The sequence below is a fragment of the Peribacillus sp. P4_D6 genome (genome assembly GCF_056401795.1).
This window is the reverse complement of the sequence record NZ_JBFUIQ010000028.1, coordinates 37,013-50,847: the sequence shown is the minus strand read 5'-3', so window position 1 is coordinate 50,847 and position 13,835 is coordinate 37,013. Positions and strand designations below refer to the sequence as shown.

The 13,835-nt window shown below is 42.5% G+C and carries 12 protein-coding genes; all 12 read left to right on the top strand.

The window, feature by feature from the left end; translation table 11 throughout:
- Positions 1-264 precede the first annotated feature (264 nt).
- The 12 genes from AC1DVB_RS11600 (at position 265) to AC1DVB_RS11545 (ending at position 13,786) form a co-directional block, all read left to right on the top strand.
- On the top strand, positions 265-444 hold the full coding sequence (locus AC1DVB_RS11600; RefSeq protein ID WP_034309467.1) for a hypothetical protein: 180 nt from the start codon (positions 265-267) through the stop codon (positions 442-444).
- 756 nt (positions 445-1,200) lie between these two features.
- Positions 1,201-2,436, top strand: a complete 1,236-nt coding sequence (locus AC1DVB_RS11595) for a cytochrome P450 (protein ID WP_328119211.1) — start codon at positions 1,201-1,203, stop codon at positions 2,434-2,436.
- Positions 2,437-2,740: 304 nt separating this feature from the next.
- Positions 2,741-3,391, top strand: a complete 651-nt coding sequence (locus AC1DVB_RS11590; protein ID WP_034309465.1) for a phosphatase PAP2 family protein — start codon at positions 2,741-2,743, stop codon at positions 3,389-3,391.
- A gap of 83 nt (positions 3,392-3,474) precedes the next feature.
- Complete coding sequence (locus tag AC1DVB_RS11585; RefSeq protein WP_328176392.1) at positions 3,475-4,086, top strand: DedA family protein; 612 nt, start codon at positions 3,475-3,477, stop codon at positions 4,084-4,086.
- A 178-nt stretch (positions 4,087-4,264) separates the two neighbouring features.
- Positions 4,265-5,902 carry a spore germination protein gene (locus tag AC1DVB_RS11580; protein ID WP_063575400.1) on the top strand — a complete coding sequence of 546 codons (1,638 nt, stop codon included), beginning with the start codon at positions 4,265-4,267 and terminating at the stop codon, positions 5,900-5,902.
- Positions 5,892-7,118, top strand: a complete 1,227-nt coding sequence (locus tag AC1DVB_RS11575) for a Ger(x)C family spore germination protein (protein WP_477589307.1) — start codon at positions 5,892-5,894, stop codon at positions 7,116-7,118. The genes AC1DVB_RS11580 and AC1DVB_RS11575 overlap by 11 nt, the downstream gene beginning before the upstream one ends.
- 21 nt (positions 7,119-7,139) lie before the next feature.
- Positions 7,140-8,258 carry a GerAB/ArcD/ProY family transporter gene (locus AC1DVB_RS11570; protein ID WP_098866163.1) on the top strand — a complete coding sequence of 373 codons (1,119 nt, stop codon included), beginning with the start codon at positions 7,140-7,142 and terminating at the stop codon, positions 8,256-8,258.
- 19 nt (positions 8,259-8,277) lie between these two features.
- Complete coding sequence (locus tag AC1DVB_RS11565; RefSeq protein ID WP_063575403.1) at positions 8,278-8,511, top strand: YczF family membrane protein; 234 nt, start codon at positions 8,278-8,280, stop codon at positions 8,509-8,511.
- 169 nt (positions 8,512-8,680) lie between these two features.
- Positions 8,681-11,890: a DEAD/DEAH box helicase gene (locus tag AC1DVB_RS11560; protein ID WP_477589304.1), complete on the top strand. Its 3,210-nt coding sequence runs from the start codon at positions 8,681-8,683 to the stop codon at positions 11,888-11,890.
- 334 nt (positions 11,891-12,224) lie between these two features.
- Positions 12,225-12,707: a DUF2975 domain-containing protein gene (locus tag AC1DVB_RS11555; RefSeq protein ID WP_057276809.1), complete on the top strand. Its 483-nt coding sequence runs from the start codon at positions 12,225-12,227 to the stop codon at positions 12,705-12,707.
- Positions 12,708-12,717: 10 nt separating this feature from the next.
- The gene (locus AC1DVB_RS11550; RefSeq protein ID WP_034309451.1) at positions 12,718-12,939 is read left to right on the top strand and encodes a helix-turn-helix domain-containing protein; all 222 of its coding nucleotides are present in this window, start codon (positions 12,718-12,720) and stop codon (positions 12,937-12,939) included.
- A gap of 55 nt (positions 12,940-12,994) precedes the next feature.
- Positions 12,995-13,786 carry a DUF817 domain-containing protein gene (locus tag AC1DVB_RS11545; protein WP_054400641.1) on the top strand — a complete coding sequence of 264 codons (792 nt, stop codon included), beginning with the start codon at positions 12,995-12,997 and terminating at the stop codon, positions 13,784-13,786.
- Positions 13,787-13,835 lie beyond the last annotated feature (49 nt).

Here is a 13,835-nt window from a genome sequence, read left to right as displayed (position 1 = left end):
AGACCCCGCAGGCGCAAGGCGCCGAGGAGGCTCCCGGACCGCCCGCGGAAAGCGAGTGCCTGGAGTGGAAATCGACGTTCGAGGTTTTATAAACCCTCATAAAAACTGAAACAAACTTGATTTTCATCGATTTTGTCTAAAGTCTGCAATCGGTAGCAAAAGGCTCTAGGTTTTTTATTCCCGATTCTCCTTAAAAAGGTTAAATTGTTCATTTTGCCTGGTGTATAATAGAATATTGAGAATGCCATTTAGGGGGATTACATAGTGAGTGGGTATAATATTGCGGATCTGGTATACCAATTGTTTTGCCTTTTATTTCTAATCCTGATCATCGTTGGGACCGTATCCCTTTTCCGTTCCATCAAGCACCGTAAAACCAGACTGGATATCATGGAAAAGAAAATGGATGATTTGCATGAACTGATTAAAAGGGGAAAAAATTGACGGCGGCATCGTGCAGGCGTTCAAGCTGCAGGTAAACTCGAAGAAAAGCGAGTTTGCCTGCAGTTTTTTTATTTAAACAGCTTGATTTCAGAAATAATATTTAATCCTATATAAAAGTGTGAAAAAGTCTAGGCTTATTTTAAATCATGGTTATCACCTGTGATAGCTTGATGGGCATTCGGCAGGAAACCATTTCGACCCCTATGTTGTCGCAGTTTTTATTAATTGAAAAACTTTCCAGTTGATTTGAACGGAAGGTACGAGWCTCCTGCGGGAAAAGCGTGTCCAAGGGAGACCCCACAGGCGCCAAGAGCGCCGAGGAGGCTCCCGGACCGCCCGCGGAAAGCGAGTGCCTGGAGTGGAAAGCAAAGTGATCAACAAACTCCGGCAATTATAAAATAATTTATACTGAAATAACTTAGTGGAAAGCACTGTCTCCAAATTTGAAAAAAGGGGAGTAGATTTTAGCATCAATTGAGAGACATAAAAAAATAGAAAAAGAAAGGGAATTGTAAAAAATAAGCAGTTTTACATAGGGGTGTCGGGATTGTGGGGCAAATTTCATGTAAGGCCGCTGGTATGGAAGATGCATGGTTTGTTGCGGCTTTTTACCCTATAATGGAATAGATGTGTATTTAAGGATTTGCTGAAAAAGTCTATCAGGAATGCTCGACCCTATAACAAATCGACGGAGTTGGAGAATGCTTCACATTCGGTCCTTTTGTTAGGTACTTTTGAGAAGTGGGAGGAGTCGGTATCATGAAAGAAGTTATTGCAGTAAAAGAAATTACTAGGTTTAAAACAAGGACGGAGGAATTTAGCCCGTACTCTTGGTGTAAAAGGATGTTAGAAAATGACCCTGTGAGTTATCACGAAGGAACGGATACGTGGAATGTTTTTAAATATGAAGATGTGAAGCGGGTTCTCAGTGATTATAAACATTTTTCAAGTGTACGGAAACGGACCACCATATCGGTTGGAACGGATAGTGAGGAAGGTTCTGTGCCTGATAAAATCAAAATCACTGAAGCGGATCCACCTGATCATAGAAAACGCCGTTCACTGCTGGCAGCAGCATTCACACCTAGAAGTCTTCAAAACTGGGAACCTCGCATTCAGGAAATTACAGATGAATTGATTGGACAAATGGATGAGGAAACGGAAATCGATATTGTGGCATCATTGGCGAGTCCGCTTCCGATCATTGTCATGGCCGATTTGATGGGCGTTCCCTCGAAAGATCGTTTATTGTTTAAGAAATGGGTAGATACCTTATTTCTTCCTTTTGATAGAGAAAAACAAGAAGAAGTAGATAAATTGAAGCAAGTGGCAGCAAAAGAATACTATCAGTATTTGTATCCGATTGTTGTGCAGAAACGTTTGAACCCGGCGGATGACATCATCTCAGATTTATTGAAGTCAGAAGTGGATGGGGAAATGTTTACGGATGATGAGGTTGTCCGGACGACCATGCTGATTTTAGGTGCAGGAGTCGAGACAACCAGTCATTTATTGGCCAATAGCTTTTATTCGCTGCTATATGATGACAAAGAAGTTTATCAAGAGTTACATGAAAACCTGGATTTAGTTCCGCAGGCGGTCGAAGAAATGCTCCGTTTCCGATTCAATCTTATTAAATTGGATCGCACTGTAAAGGAAGATAACGATCTATTGGGAGTGGAATTGAAAGAAGGGGATAATGTGGTCGTTTGGATGAGTGCAGCTAATATGGACGAAGAGATGTTTGAAGACCCCTTCACACTTAATATCCACCGCCCTAATAATAAGAAACATCTCACATTCGGTAATGGTCCTCATTTCTGTCTCGGAGCGCCGCTTGCCAGGCTGGAAGCGAAGATTGCGCTTACTGCATTCCTGAAGAAATTCAAGCATATTGAAGCGGTGCCATCTTTCCAGTTAGAAGAGAATCTTACCGATTCAGCGACAGGGCAAACTTTGACCTCACTACCGCTTAAGGCAAGCCGCATGTAAAAAACGAAAAACCTTGTGCCTAACCTGCATAAGGTTTTTTTTCTTTTTGCATGTTGAATGGTATGCGTTAAATAGGTTCCTGCCGCTCCTTGAAACGTTCGGCAGGAAATCTTATAGTAACCTGAAGTTGAGGTGGCAATGACGAATAGAGTAGTATGATAAAGTAGAAAATTTTGTGCCCAGGCATGATCCCCGAATTAGGTTGGCGGGCGATGAAGCAATTACCCCCACCATGCAATGAAGAAGATATGATAAAATAGAAATTTCCAGATGAAACAGTTTTAATAAGTGAAAGGATGTTATCATGAAATTAAAGCAGCAATTAACCATTGCCTTTATAATAAGTGTACTTTCTTTAATCGGGTTCAGTTTCATGGCATTTACAATAAGTGCAAATGAATACCTGAAATTTGATGAAGATGTGATTTCCTTGGTGCAGGGAATTGAGTCCCCTCTGCTGACGGACATCATGAAGTTCTTTACTTACATAGGTTCAACCGCTTCGCTGATCATCCTTTCCTTGGTCATTTTGTTTTTCTTATATAGGGTTTTGAAGCATCGTTTGGAACTAGTCTTATTCACTGCAGTCATCGTGGGTTCACCTCTTCTCAATTTGATGGTTAAGCTATTCTTTCAACGCGCCCGACCCGATTTACATCGACTCATCGATATAGGGGGATACAGTTTCCCGAGTGGACATGCCATGAATGCATTTTCATTATACGGTATTCTTACATTTCTGCTATGGCGTCACATTACGGCTAGGTGGGCAAGGATTCTCTTGATTCTTTTCAGCATGATGATGATCCTCTCGATAGGTATTAGCCGAATATACTTGGGGGTCCATTATCCTAGTGATATCATTGCCGGGTATTTGGCAGGCGGTTGTTGGATTGCGATTTCCATCTGGTTTTTCCAAAGGTATCAAGACCGGCGGAAGAACAAAGATCGTTAATAAAGGGAGCAAGGTTATTGCAAGATAGGCAGCCGGCAGGTAACAAGCCAGCTGTTGATTCAAGAGAGTTAGGAGCGTATTAAATGGAAAACTGGATTACGGAATTCATGAATGATTTTGGGTATATGGGAATCTTTCTATTAATAGCATTGGAGAATATTTTCCCGCCGATCCCGTCTGAGGTCATTCTTACTTTTGGCGGTTACATGACGACTAAAGCGGATATGACGATTATCGGTGTCGTTATCGCTTCGACTCTAGGGTCTGTGGCAGGGGCCGTCGTCCTTTATGGAATTGGTTTACTTCTTGATGTGAAGGTCATTGAAAGGTTCGTGGAAAGATGGGGCCATATTCTTCGGTTAACGGTATCGGACGTCCATAAGGCGAATTCATGGTTTGACAAATACGGGTCATGGACCGTGTTTTTCTGCAGGCTGGTTCCGCTGATCAGAAGTTTGATCTCGATTCCAGCAGGGATGTCCCATATGAGCTTTTGGCTCTTCCTGCTTTACACAACATCCGGAACATTAATTTGGAACATCATCTTGGTGAATATCGGGGCAGCTGTTGGCTCTTCGTGGGAAGATATTGTAGGGTACATGGACATTTATTCAAACATCGTATATGCGATACTGGCCTTGCTATTTATCGCTTTCGTTGTTTTGATTTTTAGAAGGAATAAAGGCAAAGTATAATCTCAGTTTAGTTGATTGGGCCGTTATCATCGGCATTCATTCCCTAACCGAATATGACCATCAAAGGCTGTCATTGCGACAGCCTTTTTCTTATTGGAGGAAGAACACTGAACCTAGAATAAAGGGGGGGTGCTTTGGACAAAATGAGTGAAACGAAAAAGGAATGAGGTTCGGTGCTATGGCTTCTTTTTTCAAACAAAAGAGACAAGTGAAGCAACGTGAAAAGAAAAAGGAAGATGAAAGTCAATCCAAAAGCAAAACGCCTGATTATATTGAAAGTTCCCTTTCTGCCAATCTGGAAATCGTGAAGAAAAAGACGGGAAAAAGTCCCGATATCATTATCCGAACGTTGAAAATCGGACTAAACCCGGAGATAAAAACAACTATTTTGTATGTGCAGGGTCTGATTGATAATCCTAGCGTTACGGATTTTATAATTGAATCAATCATGAAAAATCCCCACCTATCAAAAAACATACTTCCACTGGAAGCAATGGAAATTATCTCTGAGGACGTGGTTTCCCTCGGTGGCGTAGAAAGGGTCACGGACTGGGAAAAGCTATTTTTGACATTATTATCAGGGGACACCATCATTTTTATTGATGAAGTAAACGTCGCCTTGGTTGCCAGTACAAGAGGAGGAGAGAAGCGCTCGATTCAGGAGCCAAGCACGCATTTGACTGTCCGGGGATCTAGGGAAGGGTTTACGGAATCGAATGGAACGAACATCGCCATGTTACGCCGCATCATCAATACCCCGGATTTATGGATAGAGTCGATGAAAATAGGCACGGTGACAAAAACGGACGTTTCCATCATGTATATAAATGGAATTGTCAAGGAAGGAATTGTCGAGGAGGTCAAGAAGCGCTTAAATCGAATTAACATCGATAGCATTCTTGAATCAGGGTATATTGAACAATTGATAGAAGATCAGGTCATGACCCCATTCCCAACCCTTAACCATACAGAAAGACCGGATATGGTCGCAGGAAACCTGCTGGAAGGAAGAGTGGCGATATTCGTAAATGGAACGCCTTTTGTCTTGATTGCCCCGGCATTGTTCGTACAATTTTTCCAATCTGTCGAAGACTACTATAATCGCTTCGACATTGCTTCAGCGACACGTTTTTTACGGATCATCGTTTTCATCATCTCGATAGTCGGGCCGGCTGTCTATGTTGCAGCCACGACTTTTCATCAGGAAATGATCCCAACGAAGCTGCTGGTCATTGTAGCGGCCCAAAGGGAAACGGTTCCTTTGCCTGCCGTCGTTGAAGCGCTTCTTATGGAAATGACCTTTGAAATATTACGGGAAGCAAGTCTTCGGATGCCAAAGGCCGTTGGTTCGACGATGTCCATTGTCGGGGCATTGGTCATCGGGCAGGCGGCCGTCCAGGCTGGTATCGTATCGCCGGCAATGGTCATCATCGTCTCGATCACGGCGATTGCCAGTTTTGCAACGCCTTCTTATGCCATAGCGATTTCTGCCCGCATTGTGCGGTTCGGATTCATCATTTGTGCCGGCATGTTAGGCTTTTATGGGATGATTTTAGCCTTTATCATCCTTATTGTCCATTTATGCAGCCTGCGTTCACTTGGAGTTCCTTATATGACACCTCTCGCCCCTCTGAATCCAAAAGGGCTGGGCGACACATTCTTCAGAAGACCTATATGGGCATTCAAGGAAAGGCCGCAATATTTGACCAATGAAAATAATCTGATCAGGGAAGGCAATAACCAAAGACCGCTGCCTCCTGAATCGCGTGGAATGAAAACTTCTGACGGGAAAAAGGGTGAAGGCAATGAATCGTAAAAGATTAGTTCTGCTCTTGGTGATGTTGATCGCCGCCACATTCACCACAGGCTGTTGGGATAAAACAGAGTTAAATGAAATGGCCATCGTTTCGGCGGTCGGACTCGATAGAAATAAAGAAGGGAAGTTAGTGGGAACTTTCCAAATCATTAATCCAGGGAATGTTGCCGGAGCTCTTCAGGGCGGCGGCGGATCGAATCCACCCATATCCATTTATAGGGCCACGGGAAATAATGTGCTTGAATTGGATGGTAACGCTTCAATGAAAATCTCCCGAGATATGTATTTTGCCCATGCCAACCTGGTTGTCATCGGTGAGGAACTAGCAAAAGAAGAGGGCCTTAACGATATTTTCGATGCATTTGAGCGCTCACCGGAATTCAGGGCAACTACGAGGATCGTGATTGCCCGGGGTGTGAAAGCAAGGGATATTGTCGAAACGTTAACAGCAATCGATAAGGTATCAGCCGAGAAAGTCATTAGGACGATTGAAACCACTGAAAAAACCCAGGGGAAAAGTATTAGCATCAATCTCCAAGAGGTGATCAAGAATCTGCTTAGTACCGGAAAAGAACCGATAATAAGCGGTTTTACCGTGAGAGGAAACACGGGTAAAGAGGATAAAATGGAGAATACCATGTCCTCGGATATTGAGGCGAACCCTAATGCGGCAGGGATAGGTGTTTTTAAAGATGGCAAATTGATTGACTGGCTGGATGGTGATAAGGCAATAGGATCAATGTGGGTATTGGATAGAATCGAAAATGTCCATTTATACCTTGATTGGGAGGATAAAAAAAACGCAGTAACCTATTCAGTCATTCGCCAAAAAACCAATATCGGGGCAAAAATAGTAAACGGCGAACCGAAAATGTCGATAAAGGTCCGTGCAGAGGGAGATATCCGGGAAGCGAATGTTCCTTTGAATCTAACCGATATGCATGTTCTGATAGATATTGAAAGGAAGTTAGCGAAAGAATTGAAGAAGGAGATGGAAGACGCAATCGTTCGGGCACAAAAAAATAAATCCGATATTTTTGGCTTTGGGGAGCTCATGCACGAATCCCATCCGAAAGAATGGAAGAAACTAGAGAAAAACTGGGACGACGAAACTTTTCCTAAACTGGAAGTTGATGTGCAGGTCGAAACTTTCATTCGCCGTACCGGATTACGTAATAAGCCATTTCTTTCAAATTTACAAAAGAAAGATCAATAATGGAAAGGAAGTGGCATTCTCATGGAAAAGGCAAATATCAGCGGGTACCAGCTGTTCGTCCTTATTTTCCTGTTTGAAATGGGCAGTGCACTTTTGGTTCCGCTTGCAGGTGAAGCCAAGCAAGCTGCCTGGCTGGTCATCCTTATTGCGATGATCGGCGGATTTATATTATTTTTCATTTATTATGGCCTTTTTCAATACTACCCTGATCAGCTGTTAACGGAATTTGTACGAAATATATTGGGGAATTTTCTAGGCAGGATCGTAGCTTTTCTATATATCCTTTATTTCATCTATCTTGCTGCAAGGGTGCTAAGGGATTTCGGAGATACGCTGCTTACTTTTGCCTATCCTCATATTCCGTTATTTGTCGCAAACGCTGCATTCATTTTAGTCGTAGTGTATACGGTCCGTAAGGGGATAGAAGTAGTGACGAGGACGGGGGAATTATTCTTTGTCTTGGAGAATTTACTTTTAATGACCTTCTTTCTTCTGATTATTGCTTCAGGCATGATCCATTTAAACAACTTAAAACCCATTTTTGAAATAAGCGGGACAGAGATGGTGAAAATGGCTTTCACTAAAACCGTATTCTTTCCATTTGGTGAAATCATAGCGTTTTTAATGATTTTTCCTTATTTAAATGAACATAAGCGATTGAAAAAAATTGGAATATGGAGCTTGGCTACAAGCGGTATTTTTCTCGCGGTAATAATGGCTGTGAATGTTTCTGTACTTGGTGTGGACCTTATGACGCGTTCGCAATACCCTCTTCTTACCCTCATTCAGTCCATAGAGGTCGCTGGCTTTCTTGAACGTCTCGATGTGTACTTCTTGTTTTTGTTAATGATTGGCGGGTTCATCAAGATATGTGTATTTACTTATGTAGCGGTAACGGGTACGGCGAATGTTTTCAATGTTAAACAGCCCTCCAGACTTGCATACCCTGTTGGCATTGTCATTTTATTGATTTCGATTATTATTTCAAGCAGCTATACGGAACATATCCATGAAGGCCTGAAGGCGGTACCAAATTACATCCATCTGCCATTTCAGGTGATCATTCCATTGCTTCTCTTGATCATTGCCTTTTTTAAGAATCGAAAAAAAGGGAAGACAAGCACCAAAAAAAGTTCCTGAAAGGCGGAGTTGATCAAAAATGAAATTCTTCGGTATTACGCTTTTGCTTCTTGTCCCTTTAGTGGTCATATCTTTAGGTATGGATATTCTAATGGGATTTGATCTGGATAATTCGATCAAGCATGCCTTTAACCCATTTTTGGTGAAGGACCCCGCTGAACTTATCCTTTTTTTCATTCTTCTTGCATTCCTTGTATTCAGCTTCTTTTATCGAAAAAAAAAGAAAAAGAACAAGGGCAAAGGACAACAATGATGTTGCAATTCCTGTTGCTGAAATAGAGATGAACTCCGAATGGGGGAGTTTGTCTTTTTGCTTTTTTATAACCTTGTAAACCCATTTCATAGTATGATGATAAAATGAGCTTATTTAACAGCGGAATGTAAAATCATTCAACCAAAAACCCCGGGAGGAGGACGGCAATTTGGATATCAAATTGAATCGAAAAATCATAAAAGACATGTGCGGGGCCGTCTCCTTTAAAAGAGGGGAAGCTTTTCATCGTGCCAATAAAGTGACATTTGAAAGCTATCATCATGATGGTTGTGAAGCATCGGTTAGAGGCAAGGAAGACTTCCATGTCATGATTGAAGTGGATGCAGTCGGCGGATTTCAGACGAAATGCAGCTGTCCTGCGCTAGCTTCCTTCCATAGGGATTGCCAGCATATTGCAGCCGTCCTGCTGTCGGTTTACGACCATAAGCGAGATGGAACGATTCCTGAAGGGATACGTGCAACCGGTCCTGATGCTGCAGCCCATAAGGAGTTGTCAGAGGGCTTGCTTACCCTTTTCAATAATCAGCCTGTACGCAAAAGCGGTCATCAGCGCCATTTTGAAAATAGAACGATGCTTGAAGCGGAGTTTACGTGTAAACCAGTATGGATGGGAATGGAACAATATATGTTAGGACTGGAAATGAAAATCGGTTCTCTCAATGTGTCGAATGTCCGGGATTTCCTGAAGCGAGTTAAAGCAGGAAAGCCTGCCCAAGTGTCCCCTTCATTTATATATGACCCGGTGCTGCATTGTTTTCAGAATGAAAATGATTTAGTGCTTCAGGAGCTCATTACAGTGATATCGGATGAAAAAGTCTATGTGGACGCCCTGACGGATAAATCCGAATATACATTGGACCATCACTTATTACTTTTGCCTCCATCTTCTTTTCGAAGGCTTGTCCCCATCCTTGAAGCGGTGCCAATGGTGAAGCTTGCCTATGGTGGCCTTACATTCAATGGCTTTCGTGTAACAAACGGACCGYTTCCTTTACAGTTTGACTTTACTGAAAGCGAGGACAAAGGTTATCAACTGAATATTAAAAGGCTGCACGAGATGATCGTCATGAATGCATACACATTGGTCCTATTTGAGGGGAAATTGGTTCAGCTCGAAAATGAGGATTTCAAACGCCTTTCAGAGTTAAAGCAAATGATGGAGGATTCGGGGATGAATCAAATTCCAATCCATCATGACCAGCTGGAATTATTCCTGGACAAAGTGGTACCAGGCTTGAAAAGACTCGGTGAAGTCCATATTGCAAGATCCATCACCGAATTGTTTTTGAAGACACCGCTGGTTGCAAAGCTATACTTGGACCGAGTGAAAAACAGGCTGCTTGCAGGGCTGGAATTCCATTATGAAAATATCGTGATCAACCCTTTGGAAAAACAGGAATCCAAGGTTATGAGGGATGTTGAGAAAGAGGCGGAGATAATAAAGCTGATGGAGGATAGCCAGTTTGCCAAGACGGACGGAGGCTATTTCTTGCATAACGAAGAATTGGAGTATGAGTTCTTGTACCATATCGTTCCTAAACTCCAGAAGCTGGTGCAAATCTATGCCACTACCGCTGTAAGGAACCGAATTTCCCGTGGAAATGCTGCACCGCGCATTAGGTTGAAAATTAAAAAAGAGCGTACTAATTGGCTCGAATTCAAATTTGAAATGGACGATATCCCAGATAAACAAATACGTGAGGTCTTAGCCGCGCTTGAAGAAAAAAGGAAATACTATCGTTTAAGGAATGGATCGCTGCTTTCCCTTGAAACAAGGGAATACGAGGAAATCAATCGTTTTCTGAATGCACTGCCCGTACAGGATGAAGACCTGGAAAGCACCCTGAACATGCCCCTCATAAAAGGGCTCCAGCTCCTTGACTCCGTTAATGACAGCCAGACATTCACGATGGAAGAATCATTCCGGCAGTTTTTGGATAACATCAGGAATCCGGGCGCCTTGGAGTTCACTGTGCCAAAGAGTCTGGACCCGATTTTGCGCGAGTATCAAAAAAACGGCTACAAATGGATGAAAATCCTTGCACAATACGGTTTTGGCGGGATTCTTGCTGATGATATGGGTCTGGGAAAAACACTGCAAAGCATCACGTTCATTTTATCCGAGCTACCTGACATCCGTAAGAAAAGGGTTCCGGTGCTTATTGTCTGCCCATCATCATTGACTTACAATTGGCTGAGTGAATTCACTAAATTCGCTCCTGATATACAAGCCGTCGTCGTGGATGGAGACAAGACGGAAAGGTCGAAGCTGCTTAAAGAAATGAAGGACGTGGATGTAGTGATCACTTCTTATCCATTGCTTCGGAAAGACATCAATTCGTTTGAAAAAGAGGACTTCCATACGGTGTTTTTCGATGAGGCACAGGCCTTCAAGAACCCGGTGACACAAACGGCACGAGCGGCCAAGAAGATAAAAGCGGCACATCGCTTTGCGTTGACTGGTACGCCCATCGAGAATTCACTGGAAGAGCTCTGGTCCCTTTTCCACGTCGTATTCCCTGAACTATTCATGGGGTTAAAGGAGTATAGCAACCTCTCCAGGAAGCAGATTTCCCGCAGGATCCGTCCATTTTTGCTGCGGAGAATGAAAGAGGACGTACTAGGGGAATTACCGGAAAAAATCGAGTCGCTGGAATCGATGGAACTGCTTCCCGATCAGAAGAAACTGTACGGGGCTTATCTGGCCAAGCTGCGGCATGATACGCTGAAACACCTGGACAAGGACACCCTTCGCAAAAATCGGATCAGGATCCTTGCTGGCTTGACCCGGCTTCGGCAAATATGCTGTCACCCCGTCTTGTTTGTGGACGGATATAAAGGCAGTTCAGCAAAATATGAGCAGCTGATGCGAATTGTCGAAGATTCGAAGCATTCTGGAAGACGGGTGCTGATTTTCTCGCAATTTACAAAAATGCTTACGATCATCGGCAGGGACTTGGCCATGAAAGGACAACCCTTTTTCTACCTGGATGGACAAACCCCATCAAAGGAACGTGTGGAAATCTGCAATCGGTTTAATGCAGGAGAACGGGATATATTCCTCATYTCGTTGAAAGCTGGCGGTACGGGTCTCAATCTGACGGGTGCCGATACAGTCATACTATATGACCTTTGGTGGAATCCGGCAGTTGAAGAACAAGCCGCGGACCGTGCCCATCGAATGGGGCAGAAAAATGAGGTTCAAGTCATCAAGCTTATTGCCCGTGGGACAATCGAAGAAAAAATGAATGAACTCCAAGAGAAAAAGAAACATCTTATTGAAGAAATCATCGACCCTGGAGACAAGTCGTCTTCTGCACTTACAGAAGAGGATATCAGGGAAATCCTGATGATATAAGGGTTTAGCCGAAGGTAATAAATAAATAGTTCAGTTATGGAGCATTCCTTTGTAAAGAGGAATGCTTTTTTATTTTTAAGGCACTTTTCGTAAAGATTGTTGTTTTTAAAACGAAACTATTTAAGGTTTGGGGCGGAAAGCGAGCATCTGGAGTGGAAATCAACCRCAACTCACTACCAGGTAAATAGCAAAAAAGTATGTGAAAACAGCCATTTTTAAAAATATAGGATATTTCATTAACAATAATAATATAATAAAAAACAACAATGTTTTATTGTAAAACGATAAAGCGTATGTTAAATTAAATGGACAATAAATAAGTGAGGTGCTTTTTATGAAACTAGGAACAACACTCTTTTTAAAGATGGCTGTTATTCTTATTGGAATTCCAGTTCTTGCTTTGTGCATCTTCTTGGTGCCTGGGATAGCGAATTTTGCAGCAGAATTATATCCGGATATGGCTTATTTGAAATATCTCGTTTTAATCGATTTGTATGCATCGGCGATACCTTTTTACTTTGCCCTATATCAAGCCTTTAAACTTTTAAGCTATATTGACAAGAACAAAGCTTTCTCGGAATTATCTGTAAGAGCTTTAAAGATTATAAAAAATTGTGCAATCACAATAAGTGGCTTGTATGCGGCAGGCATGCCGCTCTTTTATCTCATCGCGGAAATGGACGACGCCCCAGGTATCATAGTAATCGGAATGGTCGTCATTTTTGCTTCAATGGTGATTGCAGTCTTTGCTGCTGTTCTTCAAAGRCTTTTACAAGAAGCCATCGATATAAAATCAGAAAATGACTTAATAGTCTGAGGTGATTAACTTGGCAATTATAATCAATATTGATGTGATGTTGGCTAAAAGGAAAATGAGTGTTACAGAACTTTCCGAGAGGGTTGGAATAACGATGGCTAATCTTTCCATATTGAAAAATGGCAAGGCAAAAGCGATTCGATTAACAACCTTAGATGCGATTTGTAAGGCTTTAGAATGTCAACCCGGGGATATTTTAGAATACCGAAATGATGAAGGCACTCAAGATTAGGATTTATAAAGGGGAGTTACTCATGAATGTAGATAAAAAAATGGAGGCACCAATCATGAGGGCACTAAAACAACTCGTTCGTTTTGGTTGGGAGCAGGCCCTATCATGCTTGTTTCCTGCCGTTATTTTTGCCTCTTTGGCTATTACAAAATTCATCCCGCTTCCCTTTCTGCCGCGGTATGACTGGCTGCTCATCATCTGCCTTATCATGCAGTGGTGGATGCTGCGTTCCGGGCTTGAAACACGGGATGAACTAAAGGTCATCACCTTGTTCCACCTTATTGGTCTTGCCCTTGAACTTTTCAAGGTACATATGGGCTCCTGGACTTATCCAGAGGAAGGATATTTCAAGATTTTTGGAGTGCCTCTGTATAGCGGATTCATGTACGCTAGTGTAGCGAGTTATCTTTGCCAGGCGTGGAGGAGGTTAAAGGTTGAACTGATCAAGTGGCCGCCGTTTTTTGTCGTTGTATCCCTTGCGCTTGCGATTTATTTGAATTTTTTCACCCACCATTATTGGATGGATGTTCGTTGGTGGCTATCTGGACTTGTCATCATCGTCTTTTGGCGAGCATGGGTCACATACGAAGTTGGTGGAACCCGTTATCGTATGCCAATCGCATTTTCTTTTGTGCTCATCGGATTTTTCATATGGATAGCCGAAAATATCGCAACGTTCTTTGGAGCTTGGGAATATCCTAACCAAACCGATGCATGGAGTCTCGTACATCTAGGAAAGGTAAGYTCATGGCTCTTACTGGTGATTGTCAGCTTTCTTATAGTAGCGACGCTAAAACAGGTTAAGGGGAAAGATTCCGCTGTGATGGATGAGGGTCAATTTTTATAAGATGAATTATTCAAGTTAGATAAAAATAAGTATAGACGACACATTGTGT